The sequence below is a fragment of the Bacillota bacterium genome, assembly GCA_040755295.1.
GTDB lineage: Bacteria > Bacillota > Desulfotomaculia > Desulfotomaculales > Ammonificaceae > SURF-55.
Window position 1 is genome coordinate 24,124 of sequence record JBFMBK010000009.1, and the last position, 15,700, is coordinate 39,823.

At 55.5% G+C, this 15,700-nt stretch carries 19 protein-coding genes and 1 pseudogene; all 20 read left to right on the plus strand.

All coding sequences use genetic code 11. The annotated features are described in order from the left end of the window. The first annotated feature begins 101 nt into the window (after positions 1 to 101). The 20 genes and pseudogenes from AB1500_08100 (at position 102) to AB1500_08195 (ending at position 15,647) form a co-directional block, all read left to right on the plus strand. Positions 102 to 575 (plus strand): low molecular weight protein arginine phosphatase, encoded by a 474-nt coding sequence (locus tag AB1500_08100; GenBank protein MEW6183123.1) that lies wholly within the window; start codon positions 102 to 104, stop codon positions 573 to 575. Between the two features lie 140 nt (positions 576 to 715). After that, a complete protein-coding gene (rpiB, locus tag AB1500_08105) occupies positions 716 to 1,192 on the plus strand; it encodes a ribose 5-phosphate isomerase B (GenBank protein MEW6183124.1) in 477 nt (158 codons plus the stop codon). 51 nt (positions 1,193 to 1,243) lie between these two features. Next, positions 1,244 to 2,491: a serine hydroxymethyltransferase gene (glyA, locus tag AB1500_08110; protein MEW6183125.1), complete on the plus strand. Its 1,248-nt coding sequence runs from the start codon at positions 1,244 to 1,246 to the stop codon at positions 2,489 to 2,491. 1 nt (position 2,492) lies between these two features. Further along, a pseudogene (locus AB1500_08115) lies at positions 2,493 to 2,927 on the plus strand (cytidine/deoxycytidylate deaminase family protein). A 169-nt stretch (positions 2,928 to 3,096) separates the two neighbouring features. Beyond that, positions 3,097 to 3,414 carry a MazG-like family protein gene (locus AB1500_08120; protein MEW6183126.1) on the plus strand — a complete coding sequence of 106 codons (318 nt, stop codon included), beginning with the start codon at positions 3,097 to 3,099 and terminating at the stop codon, positions 3,412 to 3,414. Then, complete coding sequence (wecB, locus tag AB1500_08125) at positions 3,411 to 4,577, plus strand: UDP-N-acetylglucosamine 2-epimerase (non-hydrolyzing) (protein ID MEW6183127.1); 1,167 nt, start codon at positions 3,411 to 3,413, stop codon at positions 4,575 to 4,577. The genes AB1500_08120 and wecB overlap by 4 nt, the downstream gene beginning before the upstream one ends. A gap of 207 nt (positions 4,578 to 4,784) precedes the next feature. Beyond that, positions 4,785 to 5,024: an AtpZ/AtpI family protein gene (locus AB1500_08130; protein ID MEW6183128.1), complete on the plus strand. Its 240-nt coding sequence runs from the start codon at positions 4,785 to 4,787 to the stop codon at positions 5,022 to 5,024. Between the two features lie 24 nt (positions 5,025 to 5,048). Beyond that, on the plus strand, positions 5,049 to 5,453 hold the full coding sequence (locus AB1500_08135; protein ID MEW6183129.1) for an ATP synthase subunit I: 405 nt from the start codon (positions 5,049 to 5,051) through the stop codon (positions 5,451 to 5,453). A 50-nt stretch (positions 5,454 to 5,503) separates the two neighbouring features. Next, on the plus strand, positions 5,504 to 6,313 hold the full coding sequence (gene atpB, locus AB1500_08140) for a F0F1 ATP synthase subunit A (protein ID MEW6183130.1): 810 nt from the start codon (positions 5,504 to 5,506) through the stop codon (positions 6,311 to 6,313). 35 nt (positions 6,314 to 6,348) lie between these two features. Further along, complete coding sequence (gene atpE / locus AB1500_08145) at positions 6,349 to 6,585, plus strand: F0F1 ATP synthase subunit C (protein MEW6183131.1); 237 nt, start codon at positions 6,349 to 6,351, stop codon at positions 6,583 to 6,585. 151 nt (positions 6,586 to 6,736) lie between these two features. After that, a complete protein-coding gene (gene atpF / locus AB1500_08150; GenBank protein ID MEW6183132.1) occupies positions 6,737 to 7,225 on the plus strand; it encodes a F0F1 ATP synthase subunit B in 489 nt (162 codons plus the stop codon). Next, on the plus strand, positions 7,219 to 7,767 hold the full coding sequence (locus AB1500_08155) for a F0F1 ATP synthase subunit delta (protein MEW6183133.1): 549 nt from the start codon (positions 7,219 to 7,221) through the stop codon (positions 7,765 to 7,767). The genes atpF and AB1500_08155 overlap by 7 nt, the downstream gene beginning before the upstream one ends. Positions 7,768 to 7,782: 15 nt before the next feature. Next, entirely contained in the window at positions 7,783 to 9,306 is a 1,524-nt protein-coding gene (atpA, locus tag AB1500_08160) for a F0F1 ATP synthase subunit alpha (GenBank protein MEW6183134.1), read from the plus strand. A gap of 15 nt (positions 9,307 to 9,321) precedes the next feature. Further along, positions 9,322 to 10,197 carry an ATP synthase F1 subunit gamma gene (atpG, locus tag AB1500_08165; protein MEW6183135.1) on the plus strand — a complete coding sequence of 292 codons (876 nt, stop codon included), beginning with the start codon at positions 9,322 to 9,324 and terminating at the stop codon, positions 10,195 to 10,197. 27 nt (positions 10,198 to 10,224) lie between these two features. Next, on the plus strand, positions 10,225 to 11,637 hold the full coding sequence (atpD, locus tag AB1500_08170) for a F0F1 ATP synthase subunit beta (GenBank protein ID MEW6183136.1): 1,413 nt from the start codon (positions 10,225 to 10,227) through the stop codon (positions 11,635 to 11,637). 13 nt (positions 11,638 to 11,650) lie between these two features. Next, on the plus strand, positions 11,651 to 12,067 hold the full coding sequence (locus tag AB1500_08175) for a F0F1 ATP synthase subunit epsilon (protein MEW6183137.1): 417 nt from the start codon (positions 11,651 to 11,653) through the stop codon (positions 12,065 to 12,067). A gap of 364 nt (positions 12,068 to 12,431) precedes the next feature. Next, a complete protein-coding gene (spoIID, locus tag AB1500_08180; protein ID MEW6183138.1) occupies positions 12,432 to 13,397 on the plus strand; it encodes a stage II sporulation protein D in 966 nt (321 codons plus the stop codon). Positions 13,398 to 13,662: 265 nt separating this feature from the next. Continuing rightward, on the plus strand, positions 13,663 to 13,914 hold the full coding sequence (gene spoIIID, locus AB1500_08185) for a sporulation transcriptional regulator SpoIIID (GenBank protein MEW6183139.1): 252 nt from the start codon (positions 13,663 to 13,665) through the stop codon (positions 13,912 to 13,914). Positions 13,915 to 14,067: 153 nt separating this feature from the next. Further along, on the plus strand, positions 14,068 to 15,096 hold the full coding sequence (locus AB1500_08190; protein MEW6183140.1) for a rod shape-determining protein: 1,029 nt from the start codon (positions 14,068 to 14,070) through the stop codon (positions 15,094 to 15,096). Continuing rightward, complete coding sequence (locus AB1500_08195) at positions 15,096 to 15,647, plus strand: pyruvate kinase alpha/beta domain-containing protein (GenBank protein ID MEW6183141.1); 552 nt, start codon at positions 15,096 to 15,098, stop codon at positions 15,645 to 15,647. The genes AB1500_08190 and AB1500_08195 overlap by 1 nt, the downstream gene beginning before the upstream one ends. Positions 15,648 to 15,700: the final 53 nt, after the last annotated feature.

Below are 15,700 nucleotides of genomic sequence, written 5' to 3' on the forward strand. Positions count from 1 at the left end.
CGGGAAAACAATTACGTTATACGGTTAAGTAGTGCTCTGCTGAAAGAACCTTATTGTTTTTACCGGGGAAAACTTCTTGGTGCTGGACGGGGGGTGAGAAGATGCCGCGGATATTGTTTGTCTGTACTGGAAACACTTGCCGGTCGAGCATGGCGGAAGGCGTCTGCAGGAACCTGCTTTCCGCCGAAGGGGCAAAGGACGTTGAGGTTGCGTCAGCCGGCGTTTATGCTTTGTCGGGCGCCCCGGCTTCTTATGAGGCCGTGGAAGCCCTGGCGGAGTGGGGAATAGACCTGACCGGTCACAAGGCCCGTTATTTAACCCCCGAAATGGTGCGTGAGGCCGATCTTATACTGACGATGACCGCGCATCATAAAAAAGCCGTTGTGGAAATGGCGCCGGAAGAACAACAGAAGATATACACTCTCGCCGAATATGCCGGTTTTGGCGGCGATATACCGGATCCTATCGGCAAACCGCTTTTCTTTTACCGTCAATACGCCGAAGAAATACGCCGGCTCTGCCGGTTGGCGCTGAACCGCTTCCAGGCGGAGTGCGAAAATGACTCAAAACCGTAAAACACGGAGTTTTGCAACGTCTTTCCGGCAACAGGGGAAAAAGTTCAGCATCCTTATAGGAAACGGGCGGACTTCTGTAGAATGCTCTTGGGATGGCGTCTGATGTCCTGCATCCGGCATCTGAAATAGGGGGTCTTGTTTTGCGGGTTGCTGTCGGTTCCGACCACGGTGGTTTCAGACTCAAACAGGAGATCCTCAATTTTTTACGGAATCAAAACGCGGAATTTTATGACTTCGGCGCCTTTTCCACGGATTCCTGCGACTATCCCGACGTGGCGTCGACTGTCGCCGAGGCTGTGGCCCGCGGGGAATTCACGTTCGGAATCCTCGTGTGCGGCACCGGCATCGGTGTTTCCATCGCCGCCAACAAGGTGCCGGGGATCCGGGCGGCGCTGTGCCACGACACGTTTTCGGCGCGGATGGCGCGTGAACACAACGACGCAAATGTTCTCACACTCGGAGAGCGGGTTGTGGGCCCGGGCCTGGCGCTGGACATCGTCCGGGCCTGGCTGAACGCGGATTTTGCCGGAGGGCGTCACGCCGGACGGGTGGACAAGATAACCGCAATTGAGCGGCGCTTTGAACCAAGATCTACGATGAATGACAAGAAAAATTAATATTTTGGTTCCGGCTTGTCCGGATTAGGGTTTAAAAGGGGAGGGCAAAAGTTGAGCTCGATGCGGCGCCTCGCCGAGGTTGACCCTGAAGTATTCCGCGCTGTGGAACTTGAACGTTCACGCCAGCAGAACAAGATTGAGCTGATCGCCTCTGAAAACTTCACCAGCAGCGCGGTCATGGAAGCCCAGGGATCCGTTCTTACCAATAAATATGCCGAGGGTTACCCCGGAAGGCGTTACTACGGCGGCTGCGAGTACGTCGACATTGCGGAACGTCTGGCATCGGAACGGGTGCGTGAGCTTTTTAAGGCGGAGTACGCAAACGTCCAGCCGCACTCCGGGACACAGGCGAATATCGCGGTATACTTCGCCCTGCTGAAGCCGGGGGACACCATAATGGGCATGAACCTGGCGCACGGCGGGCACCTTACCCACGGAAGTCCGGTGAATCTATCCGGCACGTACTTCCGTTTCGTACCCTACGGGGTGGAAAAGGAAACCGGCCGCATAAACTATGACGAGGTAGTGAAGGTCGCGCGGGAACACCGCCCCCGGCTTATCATGGCCGGAGCCAGCGCCTACCCTCGTGAAATCGACTTCAAGCGAATGCAGGAGGCGGCGCAGGAGGTGGGCGCCTACCTCATTGTGGATATGGCTCATATCGCCGGCCTGGTGGCGGCGGGTCTGCATCAGAGTCCCGTCCCTTACTCGGACGTGGTCACCTCTACGACCCACAAAACCCTCCGCGGGCCGCGCGGCGGGATAATACTCGCCCGGGAGAGGTACGGCGCGATGATCGATAAGGCGGTCTTTCCGGGTACACAGGGCGGGCCGCTGATGCACGTCATCGCAGCCAAGGCGGTCGCTTTCGGGGAGGCCCTGCGGCCGGAATTCAAGGAGTATCAGCGGCGGGTGGTGGAAAACGCCCGCGTCCTGGCCGCGGCTCTGGCAGATTACGGTTTCGACCTGGTTTCCGGCGGGACGGACAATCATTTAATACTGGTGGACCTGCGCAATAAAGATTTGACCGGTGTCGTCGCGGAGCAGTTGCTCGACGGCGTTAACATTACGGTGAACAAGAACGCGGTTCCTTTCGATACCCAGCCCCCCCGGGTAACAAGCGGCATCCGTCTGGGCACTCCGGCCATGACCACGCGGGGAATGGGCACGGAGGAAATGCTGCGGATAGCCGAGATTATTCACCTCGCACTGGATCACCGGGATGACGACGCATACATAACCAAGGCCCGCGGAATGACGGCGGAACTCTGTAAAAAATACCCCCTTTACGAGGGATAAGATGCGCCCAGACTGGGATGTCTACTTCATGGCGGTCGCGAGCGTCGTTTCCAGCCGCTCAACCTGTTTGCGCCGTAAGGTAGGGGCGGTTATCGTGAAAGAGCACCGCATCCTGGCCACAGGTTACAACGGCGCGCCTTCGGGACTGAAGCACTGTCTCGATACGGGGTGCCTGCGGGAGAAACAGGGGATCAAGTCAGGTGAGCGGCACGAACTATGCCGCGGCCTTCATGCGGAGCAAAACGCGCTGGTGCAGGCGTCGGTATACGGCGTCAGCATAGGCGGTGCGGCCCTTTACTGCACGCACCAGCCCTGCGTTCTCTGCGCCAAGATGCTCGTTCAGGCCGGAATCAGGCGGGTTGTTTTCGGCGGTAACTACCCGGACAAGCTTGCGGAATCCATACTGGCGGAGGCGGGTGTGATATTGGAACGGTTCACCGGAGAGCCCTGGCGGGTGCTGCACCCGCCCCCTAATCCCGGGAAAACCGGAGTTCAGCGGAAGACGGCGCCGGGGGGTTCGGGGCGGATCCTGCGAATCCGGCGACGGTTTGCCGCGGCGGACAGGGTTCAGGGGCGACCGGGATTTCCGGAAGGGGGCGAGAACGGTGACGGTTAAACACAAGGTTATATCACTGCCGAGGCTGAACAGGCTTTCGCCCACCCTCGAATCGACGGCGCTCAAGCTGATGGAAGAGGCCGGGGAACTTGCGCAGGCGATCGGTAAGCTGAGGGGGCTTTCCGGCGAGGCGTGTTACGAGGATACACGGACAGTGATGGAAAAGGTGACAAGGGAACTCCTCGATGTCGCCCAGACGGCGGTGTCAATGATGTTTGTCCTGGAGGAGCACTACGGGATTAATATCGACGTGGCGCTAGAACAGCACGTACAAAAGCTGGTTGATAAAGGATACCTTTCCTCATGAACGTCTCCCCCAAAAAGGTTCTCGTTGTTTTCGGCACCAGGCCCGAAGCCATTAAGATGGCACCCGTCATACAGGCGTTGGAGAGGGCGGATGCCTTTCAGGCGGTGGTCGCCGTTACGGCGCAGCACCGCGAGATGCTCGACCAGGTGCTTGCGCTGTTCGGGATCGTCCCGCGGTACGATCTGAACATCATGCAGGAAGGCCAGACTCTCTTCGGGGTGACGGTCCGCGCGCTCAACGGCCTTGAGCGGGTTCTGCGGGAGGTGCGTCCGGACGTCGTCCTGGTCCACGGGGACACGACCACCACCTTCACCGCGGCACTGGCCGCTTTTTACCTTAAGATTCCGGTAGGGCACGTCGAGGCCGGACTGCGTACCGGTGAGAAATACGCGCCTTTCCCCGAGGAAATTAACCGGCACCTCACGGCGGTGCTGTCGGATGTCAATTTTGCGCCGACGGCGCGGGCGCGGTCCGCGCTTCTGAACGAAGGCGTCGACGCGGGCGGCATATTTGTTACGGGGAATACCGTCATCGACGCTCTTTTCCAGGTGGTGCGGCCGGACTATCGTTTCGGGGACGGGGCATTGGAAACCGCGGTAAACAGCGGGCGGCGCGTCATCCTTGTCACCACCCACCGCCGGGAAAACTGGGGCGAACCTCTGGCCGGCGTGTACAGGGCGCTCAAACGCGTGGTCATGAACCATGACGATATTACCGTGGTTTTTCCGGTTCATCGCAACCCGGTCGTTTCGCAGGCGGCGGCGAAGGAGTTCGCGGATTGTCCGCGGGTGCATCTCACAGAGCCGCTGCCTTACGGCGATTTCGCCAACCTGATGTCGAAGAGCTTTCTTGTGCTCACGGACTCTGGAGGATTGCAGGAGGAGGCGCCTGCGCTCGGAAAACCGGTACTCGTATTGCGCGACGTTACGGAAAGGCCCGAAGCCGTGGATGCAGGCACGGTGATGCTTGTCGGAACAGAAGAGAGCAGGGTGTTTGCAGCGGTGGAAAGACTTCTAAACGACAGCACTTTCTACAAACGGATGGCGGAAGCGGTTAACCCGTACGGTGACGGGCGGGCGGCGGCGAGGATCGAAGAAGGGCTCAGGTGTTTTTTCGGACTGGGCCCGCGACCGGTGGAATTCAGCCCGCCGGTACGTTCCTAAGGTCACAAGATATTTTAAAGTGAACCTTGCGAAAAAAAATTTTCAAAACCGCAGACGAAAATGTATTTTCCGGCAGGAATATTTTTGGTAACGTAGAAAATATACTGCATTGGATAAGCTTATTTTGGGTAGAAAAGGGAGTAAAAGAGTCTGGAATTGTAATTTAAGGAACAAGTAAAAGAGAAAAAACGGAGGAAAAACGCCATCGTGGCCAGCAAGAACGGGTGGGGACGCGTGATGCAGGTATTCGCCCTCACCTCAAGCATTAGTGTGCAGTTCGCAGTGTCTGTTGTTCTGGGCTGGTGGATCGGGGACAAGTTAGACAAGCGGTTCCAATCGGAGATACCATGGATGACCATTGTAGGTCTGCTGGTAGGGGTTGGGGCCGGTGTTTACGGGATTATAAATATAATGGGGCGTTTTTCCCTAAAAGACGAAGAAAAATAACTAGTTACCGGAGTGATGGGTTAGGTGGCGTTGTCGGGAGAGTTCGAGCGGTTTGCCGGCCGTGTTATCCGTGAGGCTGTGTGGGTTCTTGTGGTTTTGATGGTTATGCTTTTATATCAGCCGCATAATACACTGATAGCGAGTTTTACCCTGGGTCTCGGTATCAGTATCATCAACGGATTTTTTCTGAGCCTGCGGATGCGGCGGATGCTGCAGCTTCTGCCGTACGGGGAACACCGGGCAAAATCCTTTATCCAGATGGGTACGGCTACCCGCTGGGTTTTAATAATCACTACATTGTATTTTGCTTCAAAAACAGGCTGGTTCATCCTTCCGGCGGTAATGGGAGGCCTGTTGTTGGTTCCGGCATTCAGTATCGTCGAGGCGATAAGAGCCCTCGTATTAGGCCGTCTTCAGGTCGATGCGTGAGGGCTTCTTTGTTATTTAGTTGATCAAGGAAGGGGGTGAGTGAAAATTTGATGGGAATGAAGCGATTTAAAAGGGTTTTCCTGCTTGGATCGGTTATGGCGTTAATAGTCTTTATTACTTCGGGTTGCGGCGAACACTTTGACCTGCACCATACCGAGGGAGCTCTTAATTTCTGGGGTTTTCCGATAGAGGCGGAGCACTTTAACATCGCCGGTTATGAGGTCGCGTTTAATCTCGGTACCATTTACTACACCTGGTTGGCAATGGCGTTGACGTTGCTGCTCTTACTCAGTGCGGCCAGAGGATGCAACGTGCGGCGTCCCAGCAAGCTGTCTTGCATGATCGAGTTGATCTTTGATTTTCTCGGAGCACAGCTTTTTGACAGCATGGGCAGAAAGAAAGGACAAGGTCTTTACCCGCTCATCCTGACCTATTTTATATTCATTTTGGTATGCAACCTGCAGGGTTTGATACCGACATTGGTAGCGCCGACGACTGACATTAATACCACGCTGGGTTTGGCGTTGATTACCTTCTCCTTGATCTATATTTGGGGGCTTAGATACAGAGGTCTTAAGATGTTTAAGCATTATTTCATGCCGATACCGATTCTGCCGATCGTGGAAGACTTCGCAAAACCGATTACGCTGTCGTTCCGACTTTTCGGCAATTTAAAAGGCGACCACGTTATGGTTTGCGCGTTGCTGGGTCTTATCACCGGTTCGGCGGAATATTTCGGCGGATTTTTGGCCTCGGTGATCTGGCTTTGTTTCGGGATATTCGTTTCCTGCATCCAGGCATTCTTGTTCACAGCGTTAAGTATCGCTTACATTTCTATGGTGGTAAGCGAAGAGCATTAAACGAAACACAAATTTTGCGGAAAGGAGGGATAGTGATGGAGGTTGGTGCTGGTGCAGCTTTAGGCATGGCTCTTGCTGCTGGTCTGGGTGCTCTGGGCGCTGCCATCGGCGACGGTATCGCCACCGGTCAGTGCCTGGCAGGAACAGCCCGTCAGCCTGAGTTACGCGGTCAGCTCATGACCATTATGTTTGTGGGTATAGGTATGATCGAGTCCATTCCGATTATCGCCGTGGTTATCGCGTTCATGCTCATGGGTAAGATCGGTGGGTAAGAACGGTTTTGGGCCCTGGTCCGAAACGAAGGAGTCGCTTTTCGACTTTTATCGGTATTGCTTTTATTAATAATCTTTAGGGGGCAGGTTTTAGTCTTATAAGGCTAAAACCTGCTACCGTACCCTTTTGCGGAAGGAGGGAAAAACCCCGGTGATAGAGATTAACGGGACGATAGTCGCTCAAATTTTTCACTTCCTCCTCTTGTTAGTCCTTCTTCGGCTGGTAGCTTACAAGCCAATATTAAAGGTTTTGGAAGACCGGCAGAAATATGTGGCTTCTAACATAGAACAGGCGGAAAAACAGCGGGCTGATGCAGAAAAGATCAAGACGGAAGTCGAAGCTGAAATGCGCCGTATACGCGAAGAAGCTCAGAAGATCGTGGAAAAGGCCACTAAAGCGAGTGAAGAACAAGCCCAGGCTATCATCGAAGCGGCAAAGCAGGAGGCGACCCGCCTGAAAGAGGGAGCTATGGCGGACATCGAGAGGGAGAAAGATAAGGTTATGGCCGAGCTGAAGGATCAGGTAGCGAGCTTGGCGGTTCTTGTCGCCAGCAAGGTGATCAGGGACGGGTTGAATATCGATGCGCAGCATAAGCTCGTTAAGGACGCTATTAGCGAGGTGAAGAGCCTGCCATGTTAAAAGGTGCGGTTGCTGAACGATACTCGCGTGCGTTATTCGAGATCGCGCAAAAAGAGAACCTGTTGGATAAGATCGAACAGGAACTGAGCGATATCATGGATACCTTGGATGCCTCGCAGGATCTCCGAAGGGTGGTCTTTCATCCCCAGGTTCCGACAAGCGTTAAAAAGGACATCGTTAAAGAGGTCTTCGGCGCCGAGGTGGAACCGTACACGTTGAACTTTATCAATGTGATTATGGATGCCCGGCGGGAAATATTTTTGAAGGACGTCGTCGGAGAATATACCAGGTTGGTTAACGAGACGCGGAACGTCGTCGAGGTTGAGATCACCTCGGCGGTGGAAGTGCAGTCGGCCGACAAGGATGAGCTGGTCAAGGCTCTCGGCAAAGTGACCGGCAAGGATGTCAAGGTGGGTTATCAGGTGGAACCGGAAATCCTTGGCGGCCTTGTAGTCCGTATCGGTAACCGGGTGATAGATTCCAGTGTAGCGCGACAGCTTCAGCGCCTGAAGGAACAGGTGCGCGAAATTCGAGTTGGATAGGGGTGACAGAGGGAAATGAAACTTAGACCGGAAGAAATCAGTTCGATAATCCGCCAGCAGATTGAAAAATATGAGGTGCAGGTCGAGGTCACGGATGTAGGCACCGTTATATACATCGGTGACGGCGTGGCGCGGGTTTACGGACTGGAAGATTGTATGTACGCCGAACTGCTTGAATTCCCCGGCGGCACGCTCGGGATGGCGCTGAATCTGGAAGAAGACAACATCGGTTGCGTTATCCTCGGGCCGTACACGCACATCAAAGAAGGGGATGTGGTCAAAAGGACCGGTCGTATCGCCTCTGTTCCGGTCGGCGACGCATTGCTCGGACGGGTCATTAACCCTGTCGGTGTGCCGCTTGACGGTAAGGGGCCCATTAATTCGGATAAGTTCCGCCCGATTGAAAAGATCGCGTTCGGTGTTATTTTCCGGGCGCCGGTGGACACACCGCTGCAGACCGGCATCAAAGCCGTCGACGGTATGATTCCGATCGGCCGCGGTCAGCGGGAGTTAATCCTGGGTGACAGGCAAACCGGTAAGACCGCCATTGCGGTGGACGCCATCATCAACCAAAAAGGACAGAATTGTATTTGCATCTACGTAGCGGTCGGCCAGAAGTCTTCGACGGTGGCCAACGTGATTCAGAAGTTCCAGGAGTACGGTGCGATGGATCATACCATCGTGGTTGCGGCGTCGGCCTCCGATCCTTCACCGCTTTTGTATATCGCTCCGTTTGCCGGCGCGGCCCTCGGCGAGGAGTTCGTGGATCAGGGGAAAGAGGTCCTGATCGTTTACGACGACCTTTCGAAGCAGGCGGCGGCTTATCGCGAGCTGTCACTTCTCTTGAGACGCCCGCCGGGACGCGAGGCGTACCCGGGTGACGTCTTCAACCTGCACTCACGGCTTCTGGAAAGGGCCGCGAAACTGCACCCGGATTACGGCGGCGGTTCGATGACGGCATTGCCGGTCATCGAGACCCAGCAGGGTGACGTTTCGGCCTATATCCCGACGAACGTTATCTCCATTACAGACGGACAGATCATTCTTGAGCCCGACCTTTTCTACGCCGGTGTGCGTCCCGCCGTCAACGTGGGTCTTTCGGTATCACGAGTCGGCGGTAAGGCGCAGCGGAAGGCGATGCGGCAGGTTGCGGGCCAGTTGCGGCTCGAACTCGCTCAGTACCGGGAACTGGCGGCTTTTGCCCAGTTCGGTTCTGACCTTGATAAGGCGACACTGGCGCGGCTTACCCGCGGCGAGCGTCTGGTCGAGCTCTTGAAACAGGGACAGTACGTCCCGATGCCGATGGAGGAACAGGTCGTATCGATCTATTCCGGCGTCCGGGGTCACCTTGACGATCTTCCTGCCGATAAGGTTCAGGAGTTCGAAGCGGAGTTGTTGAAATATATGCGCGCTCAGGGAGCTGCGGTGCTGCAGGCGATTAAGACCGATATGGAAATTAAGCCCGATACGGAAGGGAAACTCAAGAGCGCAATCGATGATTTCAAAAAAGGCTTTAAGATGCAGTACGGACTGGCGTAGCGTGGAGGTGAGGTAATGCCATCCTTACGTGATTACAGGCGGCGCATAAAAAGCCTCCAGAGCACCCAGAAGATATGTAAAGCGATGAAGGCTGTAGCGACTGCCAGAATGGCGAAGGCGCAAGTAGCGGTTACGGCGGCGCGCCCTTATGCCCGGCAGATTCATGAGGTTTTGGGGCGCCTGTCCAAGGCGGCAGGTGATGTAAGACACCCGCTTTTAGCAGTGCGCGAACCCAAAAAGGTCTGTTATATCGTAATTACCGCAGACAGAGGGCTTTGCGGCGGTTTCAACAGCAATGTCCTGCGCGCGACGATGCGTGAATCCAGCGCGCACCCCGGCGCGGATATCATTGCTGTAGGGCGCAAGGCAAGGAACTTCTTCCGTTTCCGCCGGATACCGATGCAAGGTGAGTTCGTCGGCTTAGGCGATGACATAAAGTTCGCGAATGCCCGGCTGATTGTGAAGGATGCCATCGATAAGTACGCGAGCGGCGAGTATGACGCGGTTTATGTGATTTATTCGAAGTTTGTTAACATCCTTGTTCAGCAGCCCACGGTGGTAAAAGTGCTGCCGGTCGAGCCGCCCGCGGCGGAAGAAGGAGCGGCCGGCGAAGAAAGTAAAAAGGGTCCGCAGCCGCTGTACATCTTTGAACCTTCAGCGGAAGCCGTGCTTTACGACCTGCTTCCGAAATACGTGGAAACAGTTGTTTTTCACGCCATACTTGAGTCAAAGGCCGGCGAGCACAGCGCGCGTATGACTGCCATGGACGGTGCGACGAAGAGTTCGGCGGAAATGATCGACACGTTTACACTGAAGATGAACCGGGCACGGCAGGAAGGTATCACGAAGGAGTTGCTGGAGATCGTAAGCGGCGCGGCGGCGCTCGAATAAGGCCTTGGAGGAGGTTTGATTGGCACAATGAATGTTGGCGAAATTGTTCAGATAATCGGCGTTGTGGTTGACGTGCGGTTCCCTCCGGGACAAGTGCCTCCAATCTACAACGCACTTAAGATTGAAGCCGAGGGACCTTCCGGGGGAAAGATAGACCTTACCCTGGAAGTGGAGCAGCACCTTGGTAACAACGTAGTACGTACCGTTGCCATGTCCACCACGGACGGTTTAAAGCGCGGTGCAAAGGTTACCGACACGGGCGCGCCGATTTCGGTGCCGGTGGGAAGACCGACGCTGGGCCGTATGATCGACGTTCTCGGCAGACCGATTGACGGCAAGGGTGAGATTAAGACCGACAAGCTCTACCCGATTCATAAACCGGCGCCTCCGCTGGTTGACCAGTCCACAAAGGTGGAGCAGCTTGAAACCGGCCTGAAGGTGGTCGACTTGCTGGTTCCGTTCATGAAGGGCGGCAAGATTGCGATGTTCGGCGGCGCCGGTGTGGGCAAGACGGTTATCGTTATGGAATTGATTAACAACATCGCCAAGCAGCACGGCGGCATTTCGGTGTTTGCCGGTGTGGGCGAGCGGACGCGTGAAGGAAACGACCTGTACATAGAAATGACCGAGTCCGGGGTTATGGACAAGACGATGATGGTGTTCGGCCAGATGAACGAGCCGCCGGGCTGCCGTCTGCGCGTGGGCCTGACCGGTCTGTGTCTTGCCGAGTACTTCCGTGACGAAGAAAACGCGGACGTGCTGATCTTTATCGATAACATCTTCCGTTTCTCCCAGGCTGGTTCCGAGGTGTCGGCACTCTTAGGCCGGATGCCTTCAGCCGTGGGTTATCAGCCGACGTTGGCGACCGAGATGGGCCAGTTGCAGGAACGGATTACTTCCACCACTAAGGGTTCCATCACCTCGGTGCAAGCGGTGTATGTGCCCGCCGACGACCTGACGGACCCGGCGCCGGCTAACACCTTTGCCCATCTTGACGGCACCGTCGTGTTGTCCCGGCAGATCGCAGAGCTTGGAATCTACCCGGCGGTGGACCCGCTCGACTCGGTATCCCGTATTCTGGAGCCGAAGGTTGTCGGAGCGGAGCATTACGCGGTGGCCCGCGGCGTGCAAAAGGTACTCCAGAGGTACAAGGAACTACAGGACATCATCGCTATCCTCGGTATGGAAGAACTTTCAGAAGAGGATAAACTGATTGTGGCCCGCGCGCGTAAGCTGCAGAGGTTCCTCTCGCAGCCCTTCCACGTGGCGGAAGCCTTCACGGGAACACCCGGGAGGGCTGTAACACTCAAGGATACCATCCGTGGGTTCAGAGAGATCCTGGACGGTAAGCACGACGACCTGCCGGAGGATGCCTTCTATATGGTTGGAGGTATTGAAGAGGCGGTTGAAAAGGGCAAGAGGCTCCTTGGGGCCTCTTAAGGAGTGACTGGTAATGGCTGAAAAACTCCAGAAGTTAGTTGTCGTCACGCCGGTCCGCGTCGTTTTTACCGACGAGGTAAGGATGGTAAGTGCGCGCGGCGCCGGCGGTGATTTGGGTATACTGCCCGACCATGCGCCGTTGCTGACGAGCCTGAAGACCGACGCGGTACGCATTCAAAAAGACGGTCAGTGGCGGCAGATGGCGGTCAGCAGCGGTTTTCTGGAAGCCAAAGACAACCGTGTGGTTATCCTTTCCGACGCTGCGGAACTGGCTGAGGAAATAGACGTAGAACGCGCACGCCGGGCCAAGGAACGCGCAGAGGAACGCTTGCGCAGCAAGACGGCAGATATTGACCTCATCAGGGCTGAGGCGGCGCTTCTCCGGGCTCTGGCCAGGTTGAAGGCGGCCGACATGGCGGGACGCCGGTAAAAACCTTTTAACAACAAGACTGTTTTCTATGGGGGCTGTCTCAAATAGCTTTTGAGACAGGCCCCTTTTATTTTCCTTCAGCGGCTTCCGATAAACTCACCGATTTCAATCCCTCCACTAAACACGCCGGCATAACCCCCTGGGAGGTTGCTGCAAAACTGCGCCTGTCTGTTTTAGAAGTCGGATGCAGGATGCCGGAGAGAGACTTCGTTCTTTCCCCTTAAAATGGTAATACTGGTCGGTAAAAGGTAGTATCTTATAGTACGCGCCCTTTTCGGGAGACAAACCATAATAATCGCTCTTCGAAGGGTCGCCGGCGTACATAATGCGGGAAGTCGCGGTCAAACCTGCCTGGGGGGGTAATATGAGGCTGAGAGCAGGACTGTTACTTTTAATGGCAGCCGTCATTTCCATCGTATGGTTTTATCCCGGCAGGGTTGCGAGGGAAAGGGTTGAAATCCGCCAGACGGGCCAGGACATACGGCTGTACCGGCACGGGCCCGGCACCGTGGAGACGATACCGTTGGAGGAATACGTTGTCGGTGTGGTGGCCGCGGAGATGCCGGCTTCGGCGCCGCTTGAAGCGTTAAAGGCACAGGCGGTGGCGGCGCGCACCTATTCCATGCGTCGCATTATTTCGCGGGGGGTGGCCAATAACCCGCACCCCGGTACCGATATCTGCGATGAGCCGAAGCACAGCCAGGCTTATCTAAGCCGGGAGGACCTGAAAAAATCGTGGGGGCCGATCGCTTATTATCGCTACTATTACAAAGTGCGGCGGGCGGTGGCGGAAACCTCCGGACTAGTTATCACTTACAAGGGACAATTAATCGACCCTGTTTATCACGCTTCGTGCGGCGGCTGCACCGAAAACGCGCGCGACGTTTGGAAATTCGATATACCGTATCTAAAAAGCGTTCAGTGTCCTTATGATTTGAAGACCAGACCGGTGGAGAGCCGTTCCTTCACGCTGGCCCAACTCCAAGGTCTTATATCTCCGAAGAACACGACGACAAGCGCTTCCGAGGACGGAAAGGGGGAGGGACAGCTGACCATAACCATCACGGATGTAACCGCAACAGGCAGGCCCAAAGAGGTCGCGGTCAGCGGAAAACCCGTTTCCGCCACGATCGTTCGTGAACGGTTGGGACTTAAATCCACCAGATTCACCTGGAACATTAAGGAGGACCGCGTCTTATTCACCACGGTAGGTTACGGGCATGGTGTAGGGCTTTGCCAGAACGGCGCTATGGGAATGGCCGAAAACGGATGCGGTTTCGGGCAGATACTCACCCATTATTACAGCGGCGTGCAGGTTGTTAAATATTAGGAGTTTAGACTCCATTTTTTGTCGGCTGACACCAAAATGCGATAATTTTCTTCTTGAAGATTATTGGAGAGGCGGTAGTTCTAAATGCATTCCGGTCCGTTAAGCGTATGACCCGTGGATTGCATAACGTTCCGCCCGGTTCAGTAACGTCCGCCTCTCAAGGAACGAATGGATGAAAGACGGCGAAAGCCGCCTCTGGACAAGCATTTCCCTTAATTATGCAGCATATAGTTTAGGTAACAGAGCGGAACCGGGGGGTAGGGTGATGCAGGAGTATATCCAGCGGCGGGTTCTAGACATCTGTGCGTATATACTCGAGACCCAGGCTACGGTCCGGCAGGCGGCGCAGGTATTTAATGTTTCAAAAAGTACCGTGCATAAGGATGTAACAGAACGTCTGCCCTCATTAAATAAAAAAATGGCGCAGCAAGTGCGGCAGGTTCTGGACGTCAATAAAGCGGAACGGCACCTGCGCGGCGGTGAGGCCACCAGGAGGAAATATAAGGACACCGGGTGAAATTTTGCCGAGGCTAAAGGAATTCCCCCAGAATATGTAGAATACACATAGCATCCTGTGCGGTGACGTTTCGTTTCCCGAAGCCGCAATATACGGCGGTTATTTTTTGGGTAATGTTTGGACGAGTCCGCAAGAGAAACAGGGGGGGATCGGATGCTTGGTTTCACTCCGGATATCGGAATTGATTTAGGGACGGCAACGGTACTGGTTTATGTCAAAGGCAAGGGGATAGTGCTGAATGAGCCTTCGGTCGTGGCGATAAACCGCGATGACAACAGGGTGATATCGGTTGGTGAGGACGCCAGGCGAATGCTGGGGCGGACGCCCGGAAATATTATCGCGGTAAGGCCGCTTAAAGAAGGCGTTATAGCGGACTATGACGTTACTGAGAAGATGCTTAGGTACTTTATAATGAAATGCGGGTGCAGGCGATTTCTGCTGCGCCCGCGGGTAATAGTGTGCATCCCGACCGGAGTCACCAGCGTTGAGGAACGGGCGGTCCGCCAGGCGGCGATTCAGGCCGGCGCCAGACAAAGTTTTCTGATTGAAGAGCCGATGGCGGCGGCTCTTGGGGCGGGGTTGGACGTGGCCGAAGCGAACGGGTCGATGGTGATCGACATCGGTGGCGGGACCACGGACATCGCGGTCCTCTCGCTCGGCGGCATCGTATGCTCCACTTCCACACGCGTAGGCGGGGATAAATTTGATGAGGCGATCGTGCGATATGTGCGGCGCGAATTCAATATGATTATCGGCGACCGTTCGGCGGAAGAACTGAAGATCGAGATCGGCACCGCGGTTCCTTCCAGTACAATAAAGCGTTCCGGCAGCATCCGCGGGCGCGACCTTGTCAGCGGTCTGCCGCGTTCCGTAACGGTCAACAGTCAGCAGGTATGGGAAGCGATCCGGGAACCGCTTGACAACATCGTTACCGCCCTCAAGAGTATCCTTGAGTGGACACCGCCGGAATTGGCTGCGGATATTGTGGACAAGGGCATCGTTATGACCGGGGGCGGTTCACTCCTGGAGGGGATTGACACGCTCCTCTCCAAGGAAACCGGTCTGCCGGTCTATGTCGCGGAGGATCCGGTATCCTGCGTGGCGCTGGGTACCGGACGGGCTTTGGGAATGCTCAATGTCCTGTCCCGTTCACGGCACGCACGGGCGCTAAGGGTAGTCTGATGACGCATTACTGGCCTGCGGCGGGAAAGACAAATACCGCCGCTACCATTGAGGCCGCATTGGCCCGGGCCGGGGAACTTAACCTGAAACATCTTGTCGTGGCTTCGTGCTCGGGAGAGACGGCGGCTTTACTGGCTGGATGCGGTCTTAACACGGTATGTGTGGCGCACCAGGTCGGGTTCTCAACGCCGGGCGCAGATGAGATGTCTGTGGAGGCGCGGGCGCGGCTTGAACGCGCAGGGATCAGAATACTGACAACGACCCACCTGATGGCTGGGATTGACCGTTCGCTCAGATTCAAGTTCGGCGGCGTCTACCCGGCGGAAATCATCGCTTCAACGCTCCGTCTTTTCGGACAGGGGGCCAAGGTCTGTGTGGAGATAAGCGTTATGGCGCTGGATGCCGGGATGATTTCTCCCGGCGAGGATGTCGTGGCGGTAGCCGGGACTGCAAGCGGCGCCGATACGGCGGTTGTGATCCAGCCGGCGCATTCGCAGCACTTTTTTGACACCAGGATCAGAGAGATAATCTGCAAGCCCAGGGTTTTTTAACTTAATAAGGTACCTTTATCTTATTGATACACCACGGAATAAAATTTATAATT

What these genes read in the sequence shown, in the direction of transcription:
- AB1500_08100 (MEW6183123.1), top strand. Translation starts at nt 102, where the DNA reads ATGCCGCGGATATTGTTTGTCTGTACTGGAAACACTTGCCGGTCGAGC.
- wecB (MEW6183127.1), top strand. Translation starts at nt 3,411, where the DNA reads ATGAACGTCTCCCCCAAAAAGGTTCTCGTTGTTTTCGGCACCAGGCCC.
- atpB (MEW6183130.1), top strand. Translation starts at nt 5,504, where the DNA reads ATGGGAATGAAGCGATTTAAAAGGGTTTTCCTGCTTGGATCGGTTATG.
- atpE (MEW6183131.1), top strand. Translation starts at nt 6,349, where the DNA reads ATGGAGGTTGGTGCTGGTGCAGCTTTAGGCATGGCTCTTGCTGCTGGT.
- AB1500_08155 (MEW6183133.1), top strand. Translation starts at nt 7,219, where the DNA reads ATGTTAAAAGGTGCGGTTGCTGAACGATACTCGCGTGCGTTATTCGAG.
- atpA (MEW6183134.1), top strand. Translation starts at nt 7,783, where the DNA reads ATGAAACTTAGACCGGAAGAAATCAGTTCGATAATCCGCCAGCAGATT.
- atpG (MEW6183135.1), top strand. Translation starts at nt 9,322, where the DNA reads ATGCCATCCTTACGTGATTACAGGCGGCGCATAAAAAGCCTCCAGAGC.
- atpD (MEW6183136.1), top strand. Translation starts at nt 10,225, where the DNA reads ATGAATGTTGGCGAAATTGTTCAGATAATCGGCGTTGTGGTTGACGTG.
- AB1500_08175 (MEW6183137.1), top strand. Translation starts at nt 11,651, where the DNA reads ATGGCTGAAAAACTCCAGAAGTTAGTTGTCGTCACGCCGGTCCGCGTC.
- spoIID (MEW6183138.1), top strand. Translation starts at nt 12,432, where the DNA reads ATGAGGCTGAGAGCAGGACTGTTACTTTTAATGGCAGCCGTCATTTCC.
- spoIIID (MEW6183139.1), top strand. Translation starts at nt 13,663, where the DNA reads ATGCAGGAGTATATCCAGCGGCGGGTTCTAGACATCTGTGCGTATATA.
- AB1500_08190 (MEW6183140.1), top strand. Translation starts at nt 14,068, where the DNA reads ATGCTTGGTTTCACTCCGGATATCGGAATTGATTTAGGGACGGCAACG.
- AB1500_08195 (MEW6183141.1), top strand. Translation starts at nt 15,096, where the DNA reads ATGACGCATTACTGGCCTGCGGCGGGAAAGACAAATACCGCCGCTACC.